This window comes from Natronorubrum sulfidifaciens JCM 14089 (assembly GCF_000337735.1).
Classification (GTDB): domain Archaea; phylum Halobacteriota; class Halobacteria; order Halobacteriales; family Natrialbaceae; genus Natronorubrum; species Natronorubrum sulfidifaciens.
Window position 1 is genome coordinate 1 of the sequence record NZ_AOHX01000035.1, and the last position, 25,612, is coordinate 25,612.

A 25,612-nucleotide genomic window follows, 5' to 3' on the forward strand; every position below is an offset into this window, starting at 1 on the left:
AGCAGCTATCTCGGTATGATAGCGGTCAGATCCGACGCAATTTCGGCGTGATCACCGTCTCAGTCAGTCGCTAAGCTAGAACGGATGGACACCACCCCTTTCACACACGAACGCGGTTGGCTAGTGGGTTGGTTAGTCGTGGGTATCCCTGCTCGAGCAGTCTCGGCAGTCAACACAGGAGACGCCCTCGCTGGTGAATCTGGAGACGACAGGTGTCCACGGACCGTCTCAAGTATCGTTCTTACCGAACTCGAGTGTGAACCGCCTCAGGACCAAGCCTCGAGTGGGCGCAACTCAGCCTCGCTCTTGGTGCGCTCATCGTTTGGTATCGTGATGGAATGCCTAGAGTTGGCTGTGTACAGCGGAGCGTCACCGACGCCACAAAGAGCAGTGCGAAGTAGCTGGACTACTCGAGATCTGGCTCATCAAACTCGAGTGCGTCCGAAACAGCGTCAGGGAGCGCCGGGCGCGGTGCTGCTTCATGGCGTTCGATTTTCTCGGTTGTGCGGGTATTCTCATAGAGAGCGCGGGCGACTGGGAGGCCACGCAGATATTTATAGTCGTGAAGAATTTCGACGCCCCGCTCCGTGAAGCCGTGAACTACCCCACCCTACTCGCTCACGGCTGACGCCGTTCGCTCCTTGAGGGTGGGGCTTCCTGTTTCTACGACGCGCTTTGCATCCACAACCGAGGACACAGGGAGCGCAGTCTCCACAGGCGTTGATTCGGAGCGTCCCGCTCCTAACCGCTTGATACCGCGAGAAAGAATGTTCCACGCTGCATTCCAATCCCTGTCCGCTGTGAAACCGCACGAGGGACAGGAGTGTTCACGGACCCACAGCGGTTTGTCGGTTTTTACACCACACGACGCACACTCTTTTGTCGTATCTTTCGGGTCGACCGCCACAAAATGCGTTCCTTCGCGTTCGCACTTGTATTCGAGCATCCGCAGGAACGTCCCCCACGCTGCTCCAGCGCGGTTCCGAGAGTTGCCGGGGAGTTCGACCAAGCCCTTCGCGTCCAAGTCCTCGACGGCCACGAGGTCGTACTCGGTAGCGTAGTAGTTCGAGAGCTTGTGAAGGAAGTCCCGACGTTTCTGTTTCAGGTCGGCGTGGCGCTCAGCCACGACCTTCCGTTGTTTCTCCCAATTCGCGGACCCGTGTTCCTTCCGTGAGAGGTCGCGTTGGGCGCGTTCCAACCGCTCACGTTCGTCGGACAGGTCGAGGGATTCGACGGCGGTGCCGTCGGTGTCATGAGCGTATTTGAGAATCCCTACGTCGATACCGACGCACTTCTCGGGATTCTCAGGCTTCTTCGGCGGGTCGTCGGGAGTCTCGACGCCGAGGATGGCGTACCACTTCCCGGTGGGTTCCTGCTTGACGGTGACGGTCTTGATTTCGGCGTCGTCGGGCAGGTCGCGGTGGAAGGTGAGCGGGATTTCTCCGAGTTTCGAGAGCCACAGCCGAGCCCGACCGCTCGTGTTCTTGAGCTTGAAGCCAGATTGACTGTAGGTGAAACTGCGGTATTCGCCCGGTGCTTTCCACTTGAGCGTCCCGACGCGGTAGCCGTTCTCTTTGCGACCGCGAAGCGTTGAGAGGTTGTCGTACAGCCGTTGCACGACCTTTTGTAGTACCTTCGAGTGAACGTTTTTCAGGTCGTTCCACCACTTCTTGAGGCTCGGCAGGAGCTTCTGCTCTGAGTATGCCGAGGTGTCGTCGGTGTGGTTGAGTCGGTGGAGGAAGTGGTTGTAGACCTGCCTACAGGTATCGACAGTCCACGCTAATTGTTCTTCAAGCGCGTCGGACGGTCGGAGCCGATACCTGTAGTTGTAATTCATCTACGAGCGTTCTTCGATGAGTTCGTCAAGTTGCCCGCGAACGAACGACGAGAGGTTGAGGTGATTCTCCTCGACCCACTCGGCTTGGTCTTCGCGGATGGTGATGTTCTTCCGTCTCACTACATACGCACTATGCGCATCTGTACGTATAGTTGTTGCGATTGCGTGGGCCTGTGGGCCGAGTGTCGAACGTGTTTGAGAACTGTGCGGCGCTGTATCCCCTCCCTACTCACTCGCTTCGCTCGTTCGTTGAGGAAGGGGCCTTAGCGCCTCAATTCAGGTAAAATTTCGCGGGAAGATCGCGTTTCCCCTCGCTCGGTTCGTACGTGTAGCATGCGAGGATTTCAGCCTCGATTAGCGCCTCGAGTTGGTCTTTGATGGCCGCTTGGCTCTTCCCGGTCATGTACTCGAGTTCAGCGAGCGACATGAGATGGGTGGGATGGCCCAGAAGCTCCTGGATGATGAGGTGGCGCGTATCCTGGGATAGGAGCTTGAACAGTCGCTGCTGTTCCGCAAACGGCCCCGAACCGGCCGTTCGGCTGTGACTCTCGCTCATAGGTGGCTCTACGAGTAGCAGCGATATAACAGTTAGAATTATGAGATTGACGCAGGGCGAGAAAGACCCGATGGAAGCCGCCGGGAGATACCCTGGACTCGGTGACAAACGCGACGAGTTCCACGATCGATTTGATCGCGACTCGAGGGGACGCCGTGATCTTAGACAGTAGCGCCATCGTTGACTTCCTTGACCCCGAAACCGACCACCCGGTCCAACGGCCACCGTACTTCAGAACTCCTCAAGCAAGTCGTCCAACATCGGTCGAAGCTTATATTTCTGATAGTGCTCATCCCGCATCGTTTCGACGTACTCGCGCCATTCATCGAGTTCGTCGGCTGCCCGCGCCGCTTTACCGGCGCGTCTGAGCCAACGAACAGCTGTCTGGTAGCTGTCGTGCTGACCCTGTTCGACGATCGGTTCAGCCTGGAATTTGCACGTGCTGATCACCCACTGCGGACGCTCCTCGATGACGGCCTCGACTACGGGTTCGATCACGCGGGTGCGCTCCGTTCGATCCGCGAGTTCGATTGCGTCGTCGTACTCCTCTTCGCGGATGAACACTTCCACAACTTGGGCAGCTCTGGTGCCACCTGAGTTCTCGGTGCGAAGGTATCCCAGCAGGTCGGCCTTGATCGTTTCCCAGTTATCACCGGCGAGTTCTTCGACAGCCTCGAAAGCATTCACTGACGGACTCGCCTCGAAAGCAGTGATAGCTGCCTCGAGCGCGAGTTCGCGGTCGCCTGCACTGGCAGCTCGGTCGCGTAACCACACTGCCAGCGTGTCTTTTCGGTAGCCGTCGAGTGTCAGGCCGTGTTCGGCCACCTGCAGAGCCGCCTGTGTCTCGTCGTTGGCACGGAGCGCCTTGGCCAATTCGAGTGCTGCATCCGGCGTCGAGAATCGCTCGATGGCGTAGTCGATTGCCTCCTCAATTCGATCTTCCTGGACCAGCATTTGCGCGAACGCTCGAGTCTGGCCGGCTGCCGCTGCCAGGTTGAAACACTCCTTGATGTGGTCCTCTCGTTCGAGGATCGACAGCCGAGCAGTAACGATGTCGTCGCTGTACCAAGCATCGTTGTCTTCCCAGAAGTCACCCTCGCCAAGTTCACCTGCCATCGCCTGCTGGACCCGTTCGTCGTCCCAGCCTTGGGCTGCTGCGTCCGCTGCAGCCAAAAACGTTGATTCGCCGCCCATGTAGTAGTCGAACTGTCCGTCCCACTCAGTGAGGCGTTCCTCCCAGTCATCGCGCTCGGATTTGGTCAACTCAGCCGTCAGAACCGCTTCGATGAACGTCTGGCTAAGGTCATCGATGACCTCGAACACGCGGGGGACATCATAGGGCAAGAGGTTTGCCCACCTGCCGCTCGCGAGTTCGTTCGTGATCGCTGCGAGCACGTCGAGTGCGGTCTCGCCGTCACCAGCCTCGATCGCCATCCGTGCCTGCTCGATTAACTCGTCCAGCTCATTTGCCATACGCTCTGCCTCAGCGTAGGCATCGGTGTGCCCCTTCTGGCCCGGTTTCGGGAGTGCGTGGTTCACTTGGCGCCGTATCGATTCGGTATTCACTGACACGGCGGTATCGGTAGTCGCATCGTCCATGGTGGTGAGACGAGTTTCGATGACATTGGCAACCTCTGGACGGTCCGCGGCAAGTCCAACGAGCAACTCCTCGAGTGTCTCTCGATCTGCGTCGGCGAGTAGTTCCGAAACTGGGGGCTGTTCGCGAACGCTCTCGGGGTCCCGAATACAGGTCAAGAGCACGGCAACCCGGTGTTTGCAGATGCCACCGTAGTCGTACGGACAGGAACAGTCGGTACGAGCGACACCAGTGTCGTCGAACTCGATGGTGACCGTGTAGGGCTGATACTGGCTTCCCTCAACGTCGGCCCGGACTGTTTCACCACGTCGAACCACGTCACTGACTGCTCCCTGCCCGTAATAGGATTGCCCCCGCTCGTAGGATTTTGATCTGGCCAGTTCTCTGATAGTCGCTTTCGTCAGGGTAGGCCACTCACCGTCACTCATCATACTCGGGATACTGTGGCGGCGCATCGCCCTGCTCGTCGACGACGACTGGCTCGCCGTCGAGTGACCCCTCACGGATTTCCTGTAGTTCGATGTGATGTTCCCAGCCGTCGCCGAAGTCGAACTCGTAGAATAGCGACTGCGATTGCTCGAGATCAAGGTCGTCGATGGTAGTTTTGGCGGCGTTGCCTTCCTCCGGTGGATTCTTCTGGAGATCTCTGAATCGCTCTTTGGCTTCCTCGGGAACGTCGTCAGGGACAGCCTGTTCGATGAACTGATCAATGTCCTCGTCATCCATTGGGGGCCAGCTCTGATCGCCGCTGTACATCTGGGGATGAACGTAGCTCCGAGTGGCGATCCCGTGTTCGTCGCGGGTACGGAACGCATAGGCATGTGTCTCCCAGCGTTCGAACGCTTCGAAGATTCCCTCGTGAAAGTCCGCCAAGGTCTGTGACCCATCGACTTCGAGATCCCGCCAGACCTCGGATTCCGGCTCGAACTCCAGCGGTGGGTTCGGCAGTAGCCACACACGGAATCTATAGCTCGTCATGGCTGTTGCCTCTTCGTCTGATCTTGTAGGTGTTTCTCGTGGGACGGCCATTGACCACCTCCCGCGCCTCAAGTCCTGTCTCTTATCCACAAATGGAGCTGCTGTAGTGAGAGATCAATAAATACGACCGTAACTCCCGGTATTCACGGGCCTGACCAGCCTTAAGAATCGATTTCGACGATACCGCTCACCCGCATTCGTCTCCCCCCTCCGCTGAGATTGCCACCCGAATCGCTCCTCACCTCGAGTTTCTGGTCGTAAATCGAGGTTACGAGCGTCTGAATCCGGAGTTTCCGATACCAATCCGCCGAAACGCACAAGTCATTATCGTACGAATCATTAGGCAGAGTATGACCTTCTACAACCGGGATCACGAACTCGCTGCACTCGAGACTGCGTTCAATTCGCCCGGCCACGATTTCTACGTCGTCTACGGGCGGCGTCGCGTCGGGAAAACGGAATTGCTCAAAGAATTCTGTACTGACCGTCCCCACATATACTATCTAGCAGCGCAGGAAGCCGAACACCGCCAGCGTGAGAAGTTCGTTGAACAAGTCGCCGACACCTTCGACGACCGTGTCCCACGCATCGATGGTTGGGATGACGCCTTCGAATATCTCGGGGACAAACTCACGTCGGAGCGACACGTCGTTGTTGTCGACGAGTTTCCCTATCTGATTGCGGAGAACGACTCACTCCCATCGTACATCCAAGCGTTTGTCGACGAACAGCTCCAACACACCGACTCCATGCTCGTGCTCTGTGGCTCGAGTGTGAGTACCATGGAGTCAGAGGTACTGGGCCACGAAAGTCCGTTGTACGGCCGTCGAACGGGCCAGATCGATCTCCAGCCATTTTCGTTTCAACAGGCCCGGGACGTCATCACGTACGATCTTGCAGACGCGATTCGGTCGTACTCGGTTACTGGGGGGACGCCGATGTACCTCATGCTCTTCGACTACGATCGGACGCTTGCCGAAAACATCCAGACACAGCTCCTCTCACCGACAGCTGTGCTCTACAACGAACCAGAGTTTCTGTTGCGGACCGAGCTCCGAAACCCCGCTCGGTATATGAGTATCCTCGAGGCGGTTGCGCTGGGCCATACGACACCGAACGAGATTTCAGGGGCGACTGGAATCGATCCTGGACCGTTATCGAAGTATCTCCAGACACTCCGGCGACTGCGACTCATTGACCGTGAGGTTCCCGCCACAGCATCCAGCCAGAAGTCCAAACGGTCCCAGTATCATGTCGCCGATGAGTTCCTGCGATTTTGGTTCCGATATGTCGAGCCGAATCGCTCCAGTATCGAAGAAGCACCGGCTATCGTCTTCGACGGCACTATCGAGCCCGATCTTCCCACTCACGTTGCAACCACGTTCGAGGACGTCTGTCAAGAGGTCGTCTGGGAGGCGATTCGACGCGGTGAATTCGACCCGTACTCCACGGTCGGGCGATGGTGGTACGGCGAAGAAGAGGTCGACATCGTTGGTCTTGCACCCGACGACGATCGAATCCTGCTTGCCGAGTGCAAGTGGACTGCCGAGCCTGTCGGATATGCACTCGTCGAGAGTCTTCGGGACAAAGCTGAAAGCGTTCGATGGGGGCCAGGGAATCGAGAAGAACGGTTTGCCCTCTTCTCGAGAAGCGGATTCGTTGAGGGACTCGAGGACGACCTCGACGACAATTGGTCGCTATTCAGTATCGATGACCTGGACATGCTATTCTTTTGATGATGGGGCGCTGCCTTCCGGCGATTGACATCTTCCACACGACTGACGTCGTGGGATTCCAGAGCGCGAGCGGGAGATTGCACGGGAAGCCGGAGACGCGATGAAATCAGAGCGCGATCTGCAGTATGCTTATTACACTATGCTGTGTATATGTACGTGTACATGGGGACGAAAACGATTAGCATCAAAGACGATGCATACGAACGCCTGAAACGGCACAAGCGAGACAATGAGAGCTTTAGTGACGTCGTTATGCGATTGACGCAGGGTGAGAAAGACCCGATGGAAGCCGCCGGGAAATACCCTGGACTCGGTGACAAACGCGACGAGTTCCGCGATCGATTCGACCGCGACTCGAGGGGACGCCGTGATCTTAGACAGTAGCGCCCTCGTTGACTTCCTTGATCCCGAAACCGACCACCACGACGATATCCGGTCGTATATCGAGGATCGGCCGACACAACCCTGGTTCTCGCCGACAATCGTGCTATTCGAAGTGTATCAGTATCGAGCCCGCCAAGCTGGACGTGACGGCGTCGCTGATCTCGCCGACCAACTCGACTGGATTAACCCCCTGGAGTTCACAGAAACAGCCGCTCGAGAGGCGGCGGTGATCGACGCTGAACTCATGGCTAACGGGGATCCGATCAACATGATGGACGTCTTGATTGCAGGTGTCGCTCGTAACGTCGATATGCCGCTACTTGCTCGAGACGGCGACTTCGAGAAGGTCGCTGAGCTTAACGTCGAGTATTACGCTGCCACCGACCGCGAACCGACTGACTAATAGTCTCGTCTCTACAGACGGAGCAGGCCAAGCGCCTCGGTGCGCGACTCCGAGGGTGAAGATCGCTACCTAGTTTGAACAGTCGCTGCTGTTCCGCAAACGCCCTCGAGTCGGCCGTTGTGCTGTGATTCTCGCTCACACGCGCCTCTACGATTGCACATTCAGCAATCGACTGCAAAAACACATGAGTGAACGACACTTCCCGACGGATCACTCGAGAATGTCGAACACGTCGACTGACTTGTACTCTTTCCCACGCTGCTTTCCAGTCACTTCCTCAATGAGGCCATCCTCTTCGAGGTCGTCGACGATCTTATACGCAGTCCGCCGCGAGACATCGAGATACTCCAGAAGATCTGGGGCTCTGAAATAGGGATACTGGAGTAACTGTCGGGCGAATTTGTCCGTGTTCGTAGTGCCTGAATACTCCGTCTCATATCGCTCTTGGAGTTCACGAAGTTGATGGGTTCGGCCGTACGACTTCTCGGCTTGACTTCGAAGCCCCTCGAGGAAAAACGTGAGCCATTCTTCCCACTCCCCTTCCTCACTCACTGCACGCATCCGTTCGACGTACTCAACTTTGTGACGACTGAAGTACGCACTCGGATAGATGTATGGACTCTCCAGATATCCCTCACTCGCTAAGTAAAGGATTATCAAGAGTCGACCAAGCCGACCGTTTCCGTCCGAAAATGGATGGACTGTCTCGAAGAAGTAGTGAATAATGGCGGCGTCAATGAGCGGATGGTACTGTCCACCCATCTGGATGTACGACTCGAGTGACTGCATGAGTCCAGCGAGCGCTTCCGGAGTTGGTGGGACGAATGGATGTTGACCAGACCGTGGACTCGCTAAATGAACCATGTGGTCGCGAAAGTTACCAACAACCTCACCATCGTTACGGACGTCCTCGAGCAATATCGAATGAAGATCCTTGATGAGCGAGAGTGTTATCGACTCCCCGCTCTCAATTCGGTCGAGCCCGTAGGTTAGCGCCTTCTCGTAATTGAGAGCCTCTCTCAGGTCTTTCTCAACTGTTATGTCTGTCTCACCATCGGTGTGTTGTGTGTGATACGCCTCGAGGTCTTGGTACGCCACATCTGCTCCTTCGATGCGTGCAGATTCGACAGCCTCGATGCGAATCAGGGAGGTGTAGAGAACTGCGGAGAAGTCAACTGTCGAGCTAATCCCGTCAATACGACCAATCTGGTATGCGGCATCAGCCGCGAGGTCATATGTCTGGTCGGAGACCTCGAGCTTCGGCTCTATCGGGAGCGCCTCCGGTGAATAGTATGGGTTTGGATGGTAGGCTACGTACTTTCCAGGGGCGCGATCTGGAAGCTCTTTCGTTGGCATTTCGGTGATAGTAACTCCACCTCCATTGGTATATGTGTTTTTATAGCCGGTATACGGAGAGTCCAGAATCAATCCCTGTTATGAAAATGGGCGCCGATAGTATACGTACAAACTTCGATACGCTCCTATTTTCGGACGGTAATCTGTGAGAAGCCAACGCATATTTTGAGGAGGACTGACCCACCCCATGCAGTCCACATCAAAGCCCATCTGCGAACGGGCTTTCCTGTTCGTTCTCTCTCACGTAACCACACGAGCGGAATAGTGTTCTTCCTGACTAGTTCAGTAGAAAATCACTTAATGTTACAAAACAATCCACTTAATACTGCGTGGATCACTCGAATTGTAGTAGAGTCAGACCAGCATGATAGTCTTGTATCGACGAATGTTGGCTGTGACATCCTTTCCACGCAATGGCGACAGAGAAACACACCTCGTCTACTGATGACGCATCTGTAACCGGTGTCGAGACTGAAGACGGTGCTACACCGTCCCCACACTCGACAACGAAGGACCCCGTGGGACAGACGGCGTCCGAAGAATCGCAAAACGAGACACTCGAGTTACGGTCATATATCGAAATTCGTCCGTCAACAAAATCGCTGAACCCCGCCTCGGTGGCCCAAGCGATGACCGTGCTGTATGAACAGCTGCACGACTCCTCGAACTCCGGTATACGCTCGTTTTTCAAATCCTCATCGCCGACACCGACCGTTGAGTGGCTACTCGTTGCAGATGGACGTTCGGACACACGGATTCGATACTTTGTTGGGACGACTGAAGATGCATTCCTCGATGACCTCGAGGCAACTCTCCGGACGGCACTTCCAAATACGTACGAACTGACCAACGTCGAGTGGCATCCCCGATTGATCGAGCAGCACCTTCCGACTACTGACGAAGTGGCGAACACGGAACACACCGATACTCAACCGTATGCTACCGGTATCGAGTATCGCGGAAACACACACCTCCGAAAAGACTGGCTCACGTCACTGACACCGTTTCATCAGCAAAGTGTAACAGCAGACGACACCCAACAGTCACACCGAATCCCGCTATCGATCCTCCTCGAGACACTGTCTGATTCGAATGTCCCAGTGATTTACCAACTCGTCTGTCGCCCGCTCGGTGATCAGCGCGTCGAGGCTGAGTTGTATCAAGCCGACCTCGAGGAAGGTGTTGTCACGACAGCCGACAGAGTCATTGACTTCGTTTTCCCGAGAGACGAAGAACAAGACCAACGGGAACTCTCGACATCATACCGTGAGCGTCTCGATTCGCTCGGAACGCGAACACTTCAGCGGACGTTCTATCTATCTGCTCGAGCAGTGGCACTTACTCGAGGTGAACCACAGCAAGCAGAGACAGTCGTTCGAAGACTCGAAAACGAATTCGGTCATCTGGGTGGTCCATTTCACGAGATTTACGGTCACGTGTATACTGATGAAGATCTCCACACGGGGACACACCCACCAGCTACGCGACTTTTCGAAGAGCTCGTTGACCGAACCTGCCACGAACCGTCATACGAATCTTATCGAAATCGGCTTCCGTGGAAGGCAAACGAAAGTGCTGGAATCGTCGCTACTCCTGAAGAACTCCCTGGGTTTTGTTTCATTGATGGCGCTGGCCTGACGACACGAAGCCAGCGGGCATTGAGAATCCGCCAGTCAGAACGAACTGGACTTTCCCTTCCGTCAGCACGGCACCTCGCTCAGTACGCAGGAGAAGGACAAGCGCTGTGCATGCCACTAACCGATGATCGCCAACCATACGGAGAGCCGTTCGTCTTACCGCCGTCACTTCAAGATAGACACCTCTTCGTCGTCGGTGATACCGGCTCTGGAAAGTCCGTTCTCACCATCGGTGCGCTGTGTTCAAACGTTGAGGCAACGGCAGGTCCAGAACTCCTGTTCGATTACAAAGGAAGCGCTACTGCTGAGGAGTACCTCCATACTCACTACGCAAGGTACGGTGACCTTGAGGACGTCCAGTATTTCGACCTCACGAAAACGTTGCCAGCACTGTCGGTTTTCGATATTCGACCGTTGCTCGACGCAGGCCTCTCACGCGAGGAAGCACGCTCGAGGATTGCAGGACATTACGAAGAGATCCTCGCCGGGCTATTGGGGGAAGAACAGTACTACAGCGCGACAGAGTCGACAAAAGTAATCCGTAACCATCTTCGAGCGCTGTACGATCCGGTCCACGGGACCGATGCTGTCTCTCACGCCGATCTATTTCATGCACTTCAGCGGACGTTGAGCGACCGGACTCCACCGCCGACGTCGGATGAACGACTTACCGCGTATTTCACGGGGTTGCTCGAGCGCGATCGAGACGTCTTCAACAAGGTCCTCGGTGGTGCTGTTGGTCGAGTCGAACGCATCGCCACTGATGATCGACTCGCTCCGATCTTCGATTATGTTCCCTCGAGAGACGGAGACAATACGTCTCCAAATCAGACAGCATCCTCGAACAGCGAAACCACCAGCTCCCACTTCGATTTCATCGACATCATTGACGACGACACGATCGTGATTTTCGACTTTGGTGGGATGGAAGAACGGATCAAGCGTGCGCTTACCCTCGTCTTACTCTCGAATTTGTGGACTGCATTGAAAGCCCGTACAGAAGCGTCGTCGCCAGCGCACACACATCCACTGGTGAATCTCTATCTCGAGGAAGCAAAAGACGTCGCGGCGACGCAACTCGTCGATACGTTACTCTCACAGGGACGTTCGTTTGGCCTCTCGGTCATGCTTGGCGTTCAATTCCCTGGACAACTTGCTTCACCGGATCCGTCGAATAACACCTACGAAGAAGCCCTCAACGAAATCGGGACGTTCGTCGTCGGCAATGTCAGTATCGAAGACGAGCTTGCAAAAGCCCTTGCGACTGATGATTTATCGCCCAGTAGGGTGGCAAGACGGCTTTCGGCGATTCGCCATGGGGAATGGCTCATCCGTCCAGCCGCAGAGTTTGGCTCACCGGCACCACGGCCGTTTCTTGGGCGATCACTTCCTGCACCTGCCGGCCATCCAGCGAGTGAAACGCCACTTACAGCTGCGCAACGAACACAGTTTACAACCGCCTTTGAACTGGCCGCACTCGAAACGTGGAACACAGCCGGGCTCAGACCATCTCTTGAACCGACGCTGACCGACGGAGAGACAAACATACATTCGGACGATCGTTCAGAACCCGATGCAGACTGTTCACTCCGGGTCGATTCGTTGCTTCCTCACACGACACGGTTGCCCGACTGTGTTACGTACGACGAAGCGATGGACGCACTGTGTTGTGGAGCCTGCGACAATCGATACGATCCAACGATCGACGGGATGCGGCGCACAATCGAGTGTTGTCACACACTTGATGACGTCGACGCCGATGATATCCCTGTCTGTGAACTCTCGCTTAAGCTCACGCCGGACGAACGTGATGCATCCGAGTGGACTGACCGCCAACTACTCTTCTTGCAGACGGTGTACAACGCCCAACAACTCCGATTCAATCCACTCGAGTACGATCTCCTTCACGACTCGATGATCAGACTCCAAGAGTACGTTGGGATCGAAACCGACGAAATCACACCACTTCTCGAGGCTGATCTCTTACGACACGATACGGATCATCCACACCGGCTATACACGGTTTCGTCTGCTGGTCGGACAGTGATCGGCGAGAGTTATCGACAGGGTGTTGATTACGGTCACGGTCTTGGCGACCTCGAAGAATCAAGCCAACACGTCTTCGGGATCGAGGTCACCAGACGGTATCTCGAAAAAGCCTACACCGACGATCCTGATTCGCCAGTCTGTGAGATCATCCCGTACTACGATCTCGATGACGATGACAACCACCGCCTCGACCTCGCAGGTATCGACGCTGATGGTGAAATCGTCGTGATTGCGGAAGTCGAACGGATCAACAACGACGTCCATCGTGCCGTTCCTGACGACTACGACAAGATGGCCGCCTGCGACCCTGAAGACGCAATTTGGGTCGTTATGAAACAAGCTGACGGCCACAAGATACTCTCCGCACTCAACGATCCACTCGAAGGCGACCCTCGAGTCGAGAAAACGTACGCCAAGACGACGCCACCACAACAGTTCCGTATCGATACTCCTGGGATGACGGCAGTCTATCCAGCGGAGTGGTTACTGGACCGAACGGAAGGTGGTGAACTCCCCAACCTGAGTGGCTGACTTTCACCTAGTTGAGACAACGAGACGAACCGTTTTCATATTCACTCTCCGGTTCCGACACGCCTTGAAACGGAACCTCGACGACCCAGAGTGGTGAATCTCATCTTCATAATCGGCACAAGCGTCCGAAAGAGGGGGTCTGGAGTGTGTTTGAGGATGAGCTAGGACTGCAAGCAGGGGGTGCGTGCCCCTTCTCGAGTAAGCGGGCGGCTACTGCAATGATATTCGAGAGACGACTTTCGACTACTTGAGAATCTCGAGAGAACGATTGCAAGCCCCACGTCACAAGCACAATCCCTGTCACCGATTACTGTCGCCGTTCCATGGAGCGGTTCCGAAAGCGCCAGTGAGGATGACTCGAGGCATGAAGTACTTCGGGGGCAAGCCTCGAGGGACTCGCCCTATGCTCTCTGTAGACTGGGCTGACGATAATCGAGATCGCGACCGATTTCACTACTCGACTCGAGGTGGCTGAAAATATTGTCATCTGTGAGGTACCCCAAGCGTGTGCCACCAAGACGGCAGCAGTATAGTTGCTACATCATCTGTCCGTATCCTCTGACCAGTGTAAGTGGGGGACTGAAGGGAGTCCGTTAGCAGCAGCGTGTTCTGACTTGCCACCAAGCAACGGTTGGTATTGATCTGGGATGGCGCTATAGACAGAATTGGAACCGAGAGAGAGAGAGAGAGAGAGAGATTGAGCCAACGACGGACTCGAGTTTCGGCCTCGAGGCCAGACTGAACGAGTGCATCTTGACATAGGGTCCCCCGATAGAGAAGCAAGTAACACACAAACAACACACCCACAATCGACAGACTCGAGTCGATTATGAACAGCCGCTCCAGTTGCAAACGATCGAGTGGCCAACCGTTGTCGTGCGCTCGTGCAAGCACTATGGTGCATTTCGTGATCGACCACCTCCCTCGAAACAGATCCTCGAGAGGGCGCAGCGGCGTAACCCAGACGTTCCTTTTTGCTACTTACTGCAGCGGTAACCAGACTTCCGGACTTGAACTGTGATTATGAAGGGCAGTTCACCAAAGCATAGCGTTGGAAACGCTTTCTGCTGCAGCGTCGTGCCGTCGTTTCGATTAATCTCGCCCCACTTACAACCACTATCGAAGCAGTGGTCCAACCGTCGACACCAGCCGCTGACGTACGGGCGGTCGCTCGAGCAGCCACCAGCCACTGCCACCACCAACGGTGCCGACGAGCGCCAACAGCGCTCGGCTGCTGCCGCCAGTGACGGCGACTGCGACGACTGCAACGGCGACCGCCACGCCGAACGCCCGCAGCGGGCGCTCACGGGCGAGCCACGCGATCCCACCAAGATAGACGACCCCGAAGGCGATCGATGCGAGCACGTCGACGAGATAGTGCACACCGAGGGCGAGACGTGAGAGGGCAACGAGGACGACGACGGCACTGGACACGGCGAAGCGACTCGAGCGGCGACCGATCGACGACCACAACACGAGTGCACCCCAGAAGACCGTGGCGGCCATCGTGTGGCCACTCGGGAACCCGTGTTCGCTCGGCTCGAGTGCGTGCCACGCCGCGGGTGGTCGCGGCAACGCGAACGTCGCCTTCAACAGGACGACGAGTGCGAGCCCGCCGAAGACGGCGGCGATGAGCAGTGCCGTCTGCGTCGAACACAGCGGTCCCTCCCGATCGTCCCGAAAAAGACTCTGACCGACGTCAACGATATAGAGCAGCCCCAGCACGGGGACGATAACGAGGAGATCGCCGAGCAACGAAAGGCCGGCAAACGCCTCGAGCGTCCACTCGGGAACCCCACTACGAATCGTCTCCGTGACGCCAACCCCGCGGCTCATCGACGCACCGTGATGGTGGCCCCGTCGCGTCCAACTGTCCCGGCGCGCTCACCGCCGAAAAATCCGCCCCATCCTGTGGTGAGACTGTCCATTGGATACTGACTGCCAGACCGGACGCAAAAACCTGCTGATTCGGACAGTCCGACCGCGTCTCGAGTGTCCGCCCGCTCACGAGCCACTGCAGACTCGAGCCCGCTCAACTCGAGTCGTCCCCACCCGTCTCGACTGCGAGTCGCTCGCCGGTTTCGACAGCCGTCTCGGTGACGGTGACAGTGTCGTCACCGACGGCATACTCGCCGGGATACGCCACCGTCACCGCCAACTGCCCGTCGTCTCCGACCTCGGCCTCGCGCTCGTAAGTGAACGACTCGCCGTCGATGGAGACGTCCGTCCGGACCGCAACTGTCTCACCCGGCTCGCCACTCGCCTCGAGCGTCGCACCCGGCACGAGGGCGAACGCGGCCGTCGTTCGGTCGTCGTCGACGGCAAGCAGCTGGTAGTGAGCGAGCGCTCCCCCACCGTTCCCGCCAGCACCGAGGTCAGCGAGCAACCGCGTCTGGGTGCTCTCGGCGGGCGGCTCACCCTCGATATCGGTCACGACGACGTAGCCGACCCGGTCGCCGAACCCGTTGGCGTGCCCGTCCGGGTCGGTACCGGCCCGGAACTCATCGTAGTTCGACCGCGCGTAGCCGTAACTGCGGGACTCGCCGTTGACGAAGTAGTTGTACATCCGGTTGTCGCCCCACTCGCTCAACACGAAGGTTTCGGGGTACTCCCGGTCGGTCGCGTCCGCGTGGTCGTCGATCGCTGCCACGGCGGCGTACTCCCCATCATCGTAGCTGATCTGCCCGGAGAGACCGGGAACGTAGAGCAAGCTCAGCCCACAAATAAGTAGTCCGACACCGAGAACGTACGCCGCTTGCCGCCGATCGGGGAGCGTAATCGCCGGCTCGTCGCTGCCGCCGTCGGCCACCATCCCGCGCGACCGTTCGACGGCCGCCCGAAACGGCCGTGGTCGCCGCGCGAGGTCGATCCCCGACAGCACGTAGACGAGGCCGACACCACCGAACACCGACAGCGGAATCATCAACTGCGCGGCGAAGCGGACCTGAATCCCGGCGAGGACCATCAAAATCACCGTATAGACCGCGAGCAACAGCCACGCTGGCTCGTACTCGCGATACGCGATCCAACTCGCCCAGCCGAGCACCGCGAGGCCGAGATAGAACCCCACCCCGAGTTGGATCAGCGGCCCGAAGACCACCGCATACTCGGGGGTAAACAGCGACGCTGACTCCGTGTACCCCTCCCGGAGGAACAGATCGTCGGCCCGCGCTCGAGCGTCCACCCAGTCCTCGGGCCGGAACCGACGCAGCGCGTAGAGTCCGAACCCGGCCACGCCGGCCTCGAGGGCGACCAACCCACCAGTATGCACCTCGAGCCGTCGCCACAGGTCCCCGAGCGCGAGTACGACGAGTGCCCCGCCGAGCACCATCGCGGGCGTGTACGCAACGAACGCCTCGCGCCAGCCCCAGCTGGTGTGGAGCCGGACCGAAATCGCCGTGCCGAGCCCGAGCCCGACCAGCACTGGCAGGTTCGAACGCGTCGGAGAGATCCCTTCGCGAGCATCGATCACCGCCCGCAGGCCGATGTAGGCGGCCAGCGGAACGAACAGCAGCGGCGAGCCACCCCACAGATGGACCGAGAGGCCAAGCGACACCCCAAGCACCGCCGCGGCGACCCACGTCAGCGACGACGTGAGATGGTCTCGAACGGCCGTCGTCCGCTCCTCGCCGTCTCGCCGTCGAGTCAGATCGACCGCGAGCCACGCAAGCGTCAGGAGCGTCACACCGAGCCAGAAGTACTGGTGTAACCGGTGCTCGAGAAAGCCCGCCTGCGTATACACGGCGTGGACGGGCGCGATCGCGAGCAACACGACCGAGGCGATGCCGACTCTGACGTCTCGCGTCACGACGACCGCAAGCGCGTACACGACCACGCCCAACCCGACCGTCGCGACGATCGGCAGCCACGCCGCAACCATATCGGCGGCCCACTGATCGCCACCCAACAGCGTCGCAACCCACCAGTTGAGCGCGTGGGTCAGCGGCCGCTGGGCCATCGCCCCGTTTGGCAACTCCGCGAGCAGACCGGTATCCGTCGGACTCGTCGACTCAGCTAACAGGGTTTCCATCCAGTACCGATAGAAGTAGGGGTCGTTCCCCGGCGAGACGACCTCATCACGCCGAAACACCGACCCATACTGTGTCAACCGCATGGCGACGACCAGTATCAGTGCGCCCGCCAATCCGACGAGCGCTCCTCGATCACCCCAGATTCCGAGGTCGATCGATGGTCGTCCACGACTCGAGCCATCCTCACTCGAGTTATCGACCGCCTCACCGGCGAGGACGGCTTCGACCACGGCAGCGTCTGCAACTCGATACTCGCCGTCGACTTTCTCGACGATCCCTCGAGAGACCAACTCGCCGAACGCTCCCGAGTCGAGCGCGATGTCCTCAAAGGTCCAGCTATCCGACGCCACATCGACGTCTAAAACAGCCTCGAGTGCTGCTTCCCCGTCGGCGCGCTCCTCGAGGAACGAAGTCGTTGTCGTCTCGAGGTCACTCGAGTCGGCGTCGGCAGTCATTACGCATTTTGTGAGTGTCGGCCGCTATCATAGTTTCGCTCCCGATGAACGACCTCGAGCACCGACGACCGACTCGAGTCAACGATGCAAGCTGCAGTCGTCGGTGTGTCACTGGAGACCACAAGCACTGAAACTCAGTGTCCGGCCAGACTTCGACCGATCACGATCGTCTCTCGTCCAGCGCTTTCACTCGACAGTGACGCTCTTCGCGAGGTTTCGCGGCTTGTCGATCGAGCGGCCAAGCAGGTTCGCGACCCAGTACGACACTAACTGAAGCTGGACGTTCGCGAGCACGGTTGCACCGCGCTCGTCGGTGGCTGGAATCTCGAGGACGTGATCGGCGTACCGTTCGGCTTCGGACTCCCCATCCGTGACGACGATGACGGGGGCGTCCCGGGCTTCGACCTCCTTGATGTTCGAGATCGTCTTCCGGGCCCGTTTCCCGTCGCCCGTCACGATCGCGAACACCGGCGTGTCCTTGGTGACCAGCGCAAGCGGCCCGTGTTTCAACTCGCCGGCTGCAAAGCCCTCGGCGTGTTCGTAGGTAATCTCTTTGAACTTCAATGCACCCTCGAGGGCGACCGGGTACGCCAGCCCACGTCCGATAAAGAAGAAGGCGTCGGCGTTGACGAACTCCTCGGCGATCGCCTTCGCCTGCGACGTATCGAGGACGGTCTGGACCTGATCCGGAACGGCCCGAAGGGACTCGATCTCCCGGTGGGAACTGGTGTTGGAAAGCGATGCTGCCAACAACGTTAGTGCGAGTTGCTGGCTGGCGAACGTCTTCGTCGCGGCGACACCGATCTCCGGGCCGGCGCGGATGTACAGCGCGTGATCGCAGACGCGCGTGATGGAGCTACCCACGGTGTTCGTGACCGCGAGCGTCCGACCGCCCGCACGGCTGGCCTCTCGGAGTGCCCGGAGCGTATCAGCCGTTTCGCCGCTCTGGGTGACGCCGACGACGAGGGTGTCCTCGTCGACCGGGACTCGATCGGTCGTGTACTCGCTTGCGATGGAGGCCGTCGCCCGAACGCCGTGTTCCCGACAGAGCGCCGCGCCGTACAGCGCCGCGTGGTAGGAGGTTCCACAGGCGACGAACTGGACCGGCCCGGACTGTTCGAGGTCGGCAAGCGACTCGAGGGAGATGTCGCCCTCGAGTTCGTCGACGCGCCCGCGCAGACACTGTCGGAGCGCCGTCGGCTGCTCGTGGATCTCCTTCAGCATGTAGTGGTCGTACCCGCTCTTGCCGGTGTCGGCGGCGTCCCAGTCGACCGTCTCGACCGTCGTCTCGACTCGGGTCCCGTCCGCGTCGGTCACCTGCACGCCGTCGGGACCGAGGCGAACGAACTCGCCGTCCTCGAGGTAGACGACGCGATCTGTGTGGTCGATAAACGCCGGCACGTCGCTGGCGAGATACGAGGCGTCGTCGCCGAGTCCGAGTACGAGCGGCGACTCGTTTCTGACGCCGTAGATCGCGTCCTCGCCTGCAAAGACGGCTGCGATCGCGTAACTGCCCTCGATGCGGTCGACAGCGCGTCGGAACGCCCGCTCGGGGTCGTCGCCGGCCGCCAGGTGCGAGGCGATGAGATGCGGGACGACTTCGGTGTCGGTGTCGCTTGCGAACTCGACGCCGGCCGCCGTCAGCTCGTCGCGAAGCGCCTGATAGTTCTCGATGATGCCGTTGTGGACGACCGCAACCTGCTCGTCGGCGTCGGTGTGAGGGTGGGCGTTTGCGTCCGATGGTGGCCCGTGGGTACTCCAGCGCGTGTGCCCGATGCCGGTCGATGAGCCCCGAAGTGCGGGTCGCGACACGGCCGACTCGAGTGCCTCAAGTTCACCTTGGGCCTTGTGGACGTTGAGTTCCGTGTTCGCGAGGGCGATGCCCGCGGAGTCGTAGCCGCGGTACTCGAGTTGTGAGAGCCCGTCCAGCAACACGTCGACCGCGGCGGTTTCCTCGGTCTCGCCGACGACGCCGATGATCCCACACATCAGCGGACCTCCGTGTTGGAGTCAATCGACCCGTCTACCGTCGTGCCGGCCCGAATTGACACTTCCGAGCCGATGATGGTTCCCGGTGCGTAGGTGACGCCTCCCTCGTCGACGGCGCGGTCCGCGATCAGCGCCCCGAGGGCTTCGTTTCGGTGGATCGTTTCGCCGACGTGGACATCACCCGGCCCACCGACGACTGTCGAGTCGGGGCCGATGCCGACGCCACGGCCAGTCACACAGTCGATAACGGTCGCGTTCGCGCCGATTCGCGTGTCGGAATCGATGACGCTGTGCTCGACGACCGCGTTCGCACCGACAGTGACGTTCTCCCCCAGACAGGTGTAGGGGCCGACGACGGCACCCGGGCCGACAACACAGTCCGGCGCGATGAGGACTGGCTCGATGACGGTTGCAGTGTCATGGACGCGCGCCGCGTCAGCCACGTGACTCTCGACGGTGGTGCTCTCGAACAGCGTTTCGGCGACCTCGAGGAGATCCCAGGGGAACGTGGCGTCGATCCACATTCCGTCAGTGGCCGCCGCAGCGATCGGTATCCCGTCCTCGAGCAGCGTCGAGAGCCCGTCGACGAGCGAGAACTCCCCCGCCTCGGGCTCGATACCAGTCATAATCTCGACCGCGTCGGGCTCGAGTGCGTAGACACCAGCATTGAGTCGATACTCTCGACCGTCAGTCGGATTCTCGACGATCTCCGTGACGGTTCCATCGTCGACGAGCACGCCTCCGTAATCGGTGACATCGGCGTAGGAAATGACGCCGAGTGTTGCACCGACCGTCGAGTCGTGACACTTCATCGTCTCGCCGATGATGTCGCTGTCGACGAGCTGGTCACCGTTGACCACCAGCGTCGTCTCGTCGATCGTCGATGTGGCAGCTGCGAGTGCGTGTGCGCTGCCGAGTTGTGTCTCCTGAACGACGTACTCGATCGGGACGTCCCGGTAGGAGGGTCCGAAGTGAGACTGGACGGCCGTCCGGCCGTAGCCGACGACGACCGTCAGGTCCGTGATACCGGCGTCGATCAGCTGGTCGAAGACGTGCTCGAGAATCGGTTTGGTGCCTGCGGGAAGCATCGGTTTCGGCCGATGTCGCGTCAGCGGCCGGAGCCGCATCCCCTCGCCTCCGGCGAGTACGATCGCAGATCGAATGGTCATTGGTTGCCTCCAATACTGGCCATCGTCTATCTATTGGGTAGTGGTGATTCCGATTGGGTAAACGTTCCGGCGTCGCGGTGTGTCAGATTCCAACTCAGTAGTCACTGTCTCACAGCGGCGACTGCACTCGGGCGACAGATCGTCTCGCAGAGGATTCCGCGTGTCGGTGGTCTCGAACACCAGCCACTCCGGATGCTGCTCGAGGGTGATCACTCTTTTCGGCGAAAGCGGTCGAAGAAATTGGTGATTCGGTTCGGAAACCGCGTACGGCGCGGGTTTGGTCTTTAAATGACGCGGTTCTGCAGGTAGTCGAGGTGCTTTGCGTTGTAGACGATCTGCACTTCATCGGTCTCTGCGGAACCGATGCAGGTCAGACGGACGTTTTTGTCCTCGACTTCCTCGTCCGAGAGGATCTGCTGCATGTCCATCTCGATCTCGCCCTCGTAGACGATTGCAGCACAGTTCGCACAGGCACCTGCACGGCAGGAGAAGGGCCAGTCATAGCCCTGGGCCTCGGCGGCCTCGAGGATGTACTCGCCTTCGGCGACTTCGAGGGTGTCGTAGTCCTCGGTGTCGAGGCCAGCGTCAGCGGCTTTCTCGAAGAGGTCGTCGTCGTCCATTTCCCAGCCCTGGTCGTCCAGTACTTCGTAGTTGAGGTATTCTACCGTGGGCATCACTCCCCGGTTCGAGTCCCGTACTGGTATAGCTTGCTGTTCGGTCTTAAATTGACTTTCAGGTAGGATTGATGTATTCGAACCGTTGAACGTCATTGTTTACCGAGTATGAGGGTGGAACGAAGCGGAAAAAACGAGATGCTGGGACAAACGGGCACGGTAGTCGCCGTATTTGTCGCGTTCGATGACGGTGGCAACGGGCCGACCGCGACGTCGGTGAGTGTCCTCGAGCCTCGAGTGCGACTCGGCGCTTGCGGTCCACTCAGAAGCCGAATATCGGGACGAATCGGAAGGTGAGAAAGGCACCGACCGTCGAGAGGATCGGCACGACGTTTTGCATCAGGATCACGCGGGCAGTCGTCGAGGGATTGAACAGATCGGAGGCGCTGGGGATGTCCTCGGGTTCTTCCTCGCCGATCTCGGGTGAGGGTTCGCCTTCTTGCTCGGCAGTCAGCGCGCCAACTGAGACGTGGGTTTCCTCGCCGGCTCTGACGTCAGAGAGCGTGGTGGTCCGGGTTGCTCGCCCCCATCCCAACCCGACGATGCTCATCGTCGCGATGACGACGAAACTGGCGGGAATGCCGATCGACGAGAGGCCGATGACGATCCCCGAACTGATGACGGCGACGACGATCGCCGCGGTCAGCGGCAGGTTCGTGATGTCGTTGCCGAGCGTATCGAGCGTCCGCCGAGCGATGGTGAAACAGCCGATGGTGACGGCTGCCGAGCCGATCAGGATCAGCGGGATCATGTCGACGTCGCCGGTGCCGTAGATCGGCGCGATCGCGTTTGCGATGTTGCTCGTCCCGGAGGAAAACGCCATCAGGCAGCCGATCCCGACGACGACCAGCGCGCCCGTGATCTCCCGTCGGTCGGCGTCCTTTCCGAACTGTAGACGGGGGACGACGCTCGAGCGGTCGATGCTGACCATCGGGTTCTCGCCGTCGGCGTTGCTTTCGATGGCGACCCACGCGTTGATTCGCGGATAGAAGTACCGGCCGATCATACCGGCGACCCAGAAGCCGATGATCGGCGCGACGATCCACCAGACGACGATCTGCCCGAGCACGGCGAAGTCGAGTTCGCCGGTCGCAAGGCCGAGGGCGGCGATTGCCCCGACGGCAGTCATCGACGTCGACGCAGGGACACCCGCGTAGTTCCCGATGAACAACGCGCCGCCGATGAAAAAGAGCACGGCGACGTTCGAACGCATCGTGAAGATGGCGGTGTCGGTGACGAGTTCGCGACCGAGCGTGTCGACGACCTGTGGGCCGATTGTGATCGCTCCGAGAAAGAAAAAGACTGACATGAGCGCGGCCGCCATCAGCTTCGTGATCACGTTCGCGCCGACGGCTGGCCCGAACGCAGGGCCGGTCGTCGCGCCGCCGATATTGTATCCGACGAAGATCGCGACCAGAATCCCAACGATAAGCAGTACTTCCGTCACAGCTAGCCGGTATGTGTCCCGATCCTAAAAACGCGCCCATCTGTGCACACTGCCGAGATCCACCCGACGCCACGGATGACGGCTGCGCGACCGTCGTTGGGATGGGTGTCCGGCCGCGCTCGTGTCCACAGCGTGTCACCGATGACTGTTTTCCCAAAGGATTTCACCGATTCACACCGTGTCTTCTGATATCATGTTGGTACGCGTACCACCGATTCAGTTGGAGAGGCGGGCGTGGGACGGGCGCGGTTCGCTGCGGTCTCAACACACACTGCTCGAGTCGGGAACGGGTGAGACTCGACGATGAGACCGGCACGCATCGATGCGGTTATCGACCTCGCGTACGGAGCGCTGATTCTCCTCTCGATTATCTTGATCGCAACGCTCGATACGCAGATCGGGTTGATGTTCGGACTGGGGGTGTTCGCCTCGTACGTGCTCCACGTCGTCTGGAAGATGGCTCGGTTCGATCCCGACTGGATGACCACGACGGTTCAGGAAACGGTCGAACAGTCGGTCGAGAAAACGGTTGGCGACACTGTTGAGAAACAGGTCGAAGAGACGGTTGGCAAGACCGTTGGCGAGACGGTCGAGCAAACGGTCGAAGAGACAGTAGATAAGACCGTCGGCGAGCGGGTCGAACAGACGGTGAGCGACACTGTCGAAGAGACAGTGGACAAGACCGTTGGCGACACGGTCGAGCAAACGGTCGAAGAGACGGTTGGCAAGACTGTGGGCGAGACGGTCGAGCAAACAGTCGAAGAGACGGTAGACAAGACCGTGGGCGAGACGGTCGAGCAAACGGTCGAAGAGACAGTGGACAAGACCGTGGGCGAAACCGTCGAGCAAACGGTCGAAGAGACAGTAGACAAGACCGTGGGCGAGACGGTCGAGCAAACAGTCGAAGAGACGGTGGACAAGACAGTGGGCGAAACCGTCGAGGAGACGGTCGAAGAGACGGTCGGCGAACAACTCGAGCGGGTTCAGGCACAGGTCGAGTCAGTCGATGAGCGTGTCGATCGGCGGCCTCGAGAAGACGAAGTCGAGGACCTGCTCGAGCAAGCCGACGACGACCAGACCGAGGAGTAACTGGCCGTCACGCGCCGGTCAGCGAACGACCACGACCGGCGTTGGCGACCGGTGGACGACCTGTTTGGCGACGTTGCCGACGTAGAGGCGGTCTGCCACGGTGCCGCCGTGACTTCCGATGACGACCGTGTCGTAGTCGTCGGCTCGGTTGATGATCGACCGGACGGGATGGCCGAGTTCGACGGCGGTCTCGAGGTCGGCATCCCCGTCGGCGTCGGCGACGAGTTCGCGGGCACGGGCGAACGTTGGTTCTGCGAGGTTCTGTGCTGCCTCCTCGAGGTTGTCTGCGAGAGCGAGTCCCGACGCTTCGCCCCACATCGGCGACGGTTCGCCGACGACACGCAAGACGGTTATCTCGGCGGTTGGATAGGCCTCGAGGGCGTACTCGAGGGCGTGTTCGCTCATCTCGGAGCCGTCCATGGGAACGAGAACGCGCGAAATCATACGTGACCTACGACGACGGCGAAAATAAGCGCGGGGGAGATTATCCAACGAACGGAACCGCGACGAAGAAGCCGTAGGCGAGCAGCGTCGACATCGACGGCCCGATGACCCACATCGAGATGTACTTCATGACGGCTCGAGGGTTGAACAGATCGCCGGCGTCGAGGACTTCTTCGGGTTCTTCCTCGCCGATCGGTGTGACTGGGGCGTCCGGCTCCGCGGTCAGGGCACCCGGCGCGAGTTCTTTGTCGGATTCACCACGGATGGCCTCCTGAGCCGTGACGGGACGGGTCGCACGCCCCCAGCCGAGGCCGACGATCGTCATCACCGACGACATGACGAGGCTGATCGGAATGCCAGCCCACGAGAGCAGGGTCGTGATCGTCGAGGCGGTGATCATGACGATCAGCGCCGCCAACAGCGGGATGTCGCTGAGTTCGCCGCCGACGGACTCCATCGTCCGCCGGGCGATCGTGAAGCCGCCGAGGCCGATCGCGACGGTTGCGACGATGATCGCCGGATTCGCCTCGAGTGCGCCACTGCTGACCAGTGGGGCGACGGCGTTGGGAACGTTGCTCGCGCCGGCGCTGAAGGCCATGTAACAGCCGATGATGAAGACGACGATCGTCCCGACGAGTTCCTGATTGGTGGTGTTCGGGCCGAGTGTCGGTTTCGGTATCGAGCCACTTCGATCGAAGGTGAGCAACGCCCCCTCGGAGGCTTTGATCTCGAACCGCCGGTTGAGTTCCGGATAGATGTAGCGGCCGATCGTCGCCCCGATCCAGAAGCCGATGATCGGCGTCACAATCCACCACGAGACGATCCAGCCGATCGTCTCGAAGTTGAGCGTTCCAGTCGCCAGCCCTAATCCGGCGATCGCTCCAACGGTGGTCATCGACGTCGGGACGGGGACGCCGAAGACGTTCGCGACGAGAATCCCGAGACCGATGAAAAAGAGGACGGCGACACCCGCCCCGAGCGAAATATCGATCGTGATGATCCCCTCACTCAGGGTGTCCATCACGTTTCGACCGACGGTCCAGCCGCCGAGAAAGACGAAAAACGTCATCAGCGCAGCCGCCGTCGTTTTCCGAAGCAACCCGGCCCCTACAGCCGGTCCCCACGCGATGCCGGTCGATGACCCACCGATGTTAAACCCAACAAAAATCGACGCAACGACGCCAACGAGGAGAATGGTCTCGACCATCACTGAACGATATGGGTGTCTTCGTAAAATAAGTACTGGAACG

18 protein-coding genes and 1 pseudogene are annotated in these 25,612 nt (G+C 59.1%); 5 read left to right on the forward strand and 14 right to left on the reverse strand.

Annotation, left to right across the window (positions count from 1 at the left end):
* Nucleotides 1-406: 406 nt before the first annotated feature.
* From C495_RS18550 to C495_RS08030, 5 genes and pseudogenes are all read right to left on the reverse strand, one after another.
* Nucleotides 407-598, reverse strand: a pseudogene (locus C495_RS18550) (ArsR family transcriptional regulator); the annotation flags it as partial.
* A 12-nt stretch (nt 599-610) separates the two neighbouring features.
* Nucleotides 611-1,837: an RNA-guided endonuclease InsQ/TnpB family protein gene (locus C495_RS08015; protein ID WP_008161760.1), complete on the reverse strand. Its 1,227-nt coding sequence runs from the start codon at nt 1,835-1,837 to the stop codon at nt 611-613.
* A gap of 271 nt (nt 1,838-2,108) precedes the next feature.
* Nucleotides 2,109-2,393, reverse strand: a complete 285-nt coding sequence (locus C495_RS08020; RefSeq protein WP_008161761.1) for a hypothetical protein — start codon at nt 2,391-2,393, stop codon at nt 2,109-2,111.
* A 231-nt stretch (nt 2,394-2,624) separates the two neighbouring features.
* A complete protein-coding gene (locus C495_RS08025) occupies nt 2,625-4,418 on the reverse strand; it encodes an SWIM zinc finger family protein (protein WP_049890219.1) in 1,794 nt (597 codons plus the stop codon).
* Complete coding sequence (locus tag C495_RS08030) at nt 4,411-4,968, reverse strand: IS1096 element passenger TnpR family protein (RefSeq protein ID WP_008161763.1); 558 nt, start codon at nt 4,966-4,968, stop codon at nt 4,411-4,413. The genes C495_RS08025 and C495_RS08030 overlap by 8 nt, the downstream gene beginning before the upstream one ends.
* A gap of 350 nt (nt 4,969-5,318) precedes the next feature.
* Here C495_RS08030 and C495_RS08035 point away from each other — a divergent pair, with 350 nt between their 5' ends.
* From C495_RS08035 to C495_RS08045, 3 genes are all read left to right on the forward strand, one after another.
* Complete coding sequence (locus C495_RS08035; RefSeq protein ID WP_008161766.1) at nt 5,319-6,704, forward strand: ATP-binding protein; 1,386 nt, start codon at nt 5,319-5,321, stop codon at nt 6,702-6,704.
* A 162-nt stretch (nt 6,705-6,866) separates the two neighbouring features.
* A complete protein-coding gene (locus C495_RS08040) occupies nt 6,867-7,088 on the forward strand; it encodes an antitoxin VapB family protein (RefSeq protein ID WP_006067173.1) in 222 nt (73 codons plus the stop codon).
* A complete protein-coding gene (locus C495_RS08045; protein WP_008161769.1) occupies nt 7,072-7,491 on the forward strand; it encodes a PIN domain-containing protein in 420 nt (139 codons plus the stop codon). Before C495_RS08040 ends, C495_RS08045 begins: the two co-directional genes overlap by 17 nt.
* Before the next feature lie 210 nt (nt 7,492-7,701).
* Here C495_RS08045 and C495_RS08050 read toward each other — a convergent pair whose 3' ends face one another.
* Nucleotides 7,702-8,847, reverse strand: coding sequence for a Fic family protein (locus tag C495_RS08050; protein ID WP_008161771.1), 1,146 nt, complete (start codon nt 8,845-8,847; stop codon nt 7,702-7,704).
* A gap of 1,748 nt (nt 8,848-10,595) precedes the next feature.
* Here C495_RS08050 and C495_RS17655 point away from each other — a divergent pair.
* The gene (locus tag C495_RS17655) at nt 10,596-13,064 is read left to right on the forward strand and encodes a P-loop NTPase family protein (RefSeq protein ID WP_152418891.1); all 2,469 of its coding nucleotides are present in this window, start codon (nt 10,596-10,598) and stop codon (nt 13,062-13,064) included.
* A 1,116-nt stretch (nt 13,065-14,180) separates the two neighbouring features.
* Here the strand turns inward: C495_RS17655 and C495_RS08060 are convergent.
* The 6 genes from C495_RS08060 to C495_RS08085 all read right to left on the reverse strand — a co-directional run bounded on the left by C495_RS08060 (nt 14,181) and on the right by C495_RS08085 (nt 22,829).
* The gene (locus tag C495_RS08060; RefSeq protein WP_008161776.1) at nt 14,181-14,900 is read right to left on the reverse strand and encodes a phosphatase PAP2 family protein; all 720 of its coding nucleotides are present in this window, start codon (nt 14,898-14,900) and stop codon (nt 14,181-14,183) included.
* Between the two features lie 196 nt (nt 14,901-15,096).
* The gene (locus C495_RS08065) at nt 15,097-17,550 is read right to left on the reverse strand and encodes a hypothetical protein (protein ID WP_008161778.1); all 2,454 of its coding nucleotides are present in this window, start codon (nt 17,548-17,550) and stop codon (nt 15,097-15,099) included.
* 186 nt (nt 17,551-17,736) lie between these two features.
* Nucleotides 17,737-19,539 carry a glutamine--fructose-6-phosphate transaminase (isomerizing) gene (glmS, locus tag C495_RS08070; protein WP_008161780.1) on the reverse strand — a complete coding sequence of 601 codons (1,803 nt, stop codon included), beginning with the start codon at nt 19,537-19,539 and terminating at the stop codon, nt 17,737-17,739.
* Nucleotides 19,539-20,708, reverse strand: a complete 1,170-nt coding sequence (locus tag C495_RS08075) for a sugar phosphate nucleotidyltransferase (RefSeq protein WP_008161782.1) — start codon at nt 20,706-20,708, stop codon at nt 19,539-19,541. The genes glmS and C495_RS08075 overlap by 1 nt, the downstream gene beginning before the upstream one ends.
* A gap of 284 nt (nt 20,709-20,992) precedes the next feature.
* Nucleotides 20,993-21,382, reverse strand: coding sequence for a ferredoxin Fer (gene fer, locus C495_RS08080; protein ID WP_008161783.1), 390 nt, complete (start codon nt 21,380-21,382; stop codon nt 20,993-20,995).
* A 262-nt stretch (nt 21,383-21,644) separates the two neighbouring features.
* The gene (locus C495_RS08085; RefSeq protein ID WP_008161785.1) at nt 21,645-22,829 is read right to left on the reverse strand and encodes an inorganic phosphate transporter; all 1,185 of its coding nucleotides are present in this window, start codon (nt 22,827-22,829) and stop codon (nt 21,645-21,647) included.
* 303 nt (nt 22,830-23,132) lie between these two features.
* Here C495_RS08085 and C495_RS08090 point away from each other — a divergent pair, with 303 nt between their 5' ends.
* Complete coding sequence (locus C495_RS08090) at nt 23,133-23,918, forward strand: hypothetical protein (protein WP_008161787.1); 786 nt, start codon at nt 23,133-23,135, stop codon at nt 23,916-23,918.
* An 18-nt stretch (nt 23,919-23,936) separates the two neighbouring features.
* On the opposite strand, the gene C495_RS08095 is transcribed toward C495_RS08090, so the two are convergent.
* Together C495_RS08095 and C495_RS08100 are read right to left on the reverse strand one after the other, a co-directional pair.
* Entirely contained in the window at nt 23,937-24,362 is a 426-nt protein-coding gene (locus tag C495_RS08095) for a universal stress protein (protein ID WP_049890221.1), read from the reverse strand.
* 40 nt (nt 24,363-24,402) lie between these two features.
* Nucleotides 24,403-25,569 (reverse strand): inorganic phosphate transporter, encoded by a 1,167-nt coding sequence (locus tag C495_RS08100; protein ID WP_008161792.1) that lies wholly within the window; start codon nt 25,567-25,569, stop codon nt 24,403-24,405.
* Nucleotides 25,570-25,612 lie beyond the last annotated feature (43 nt).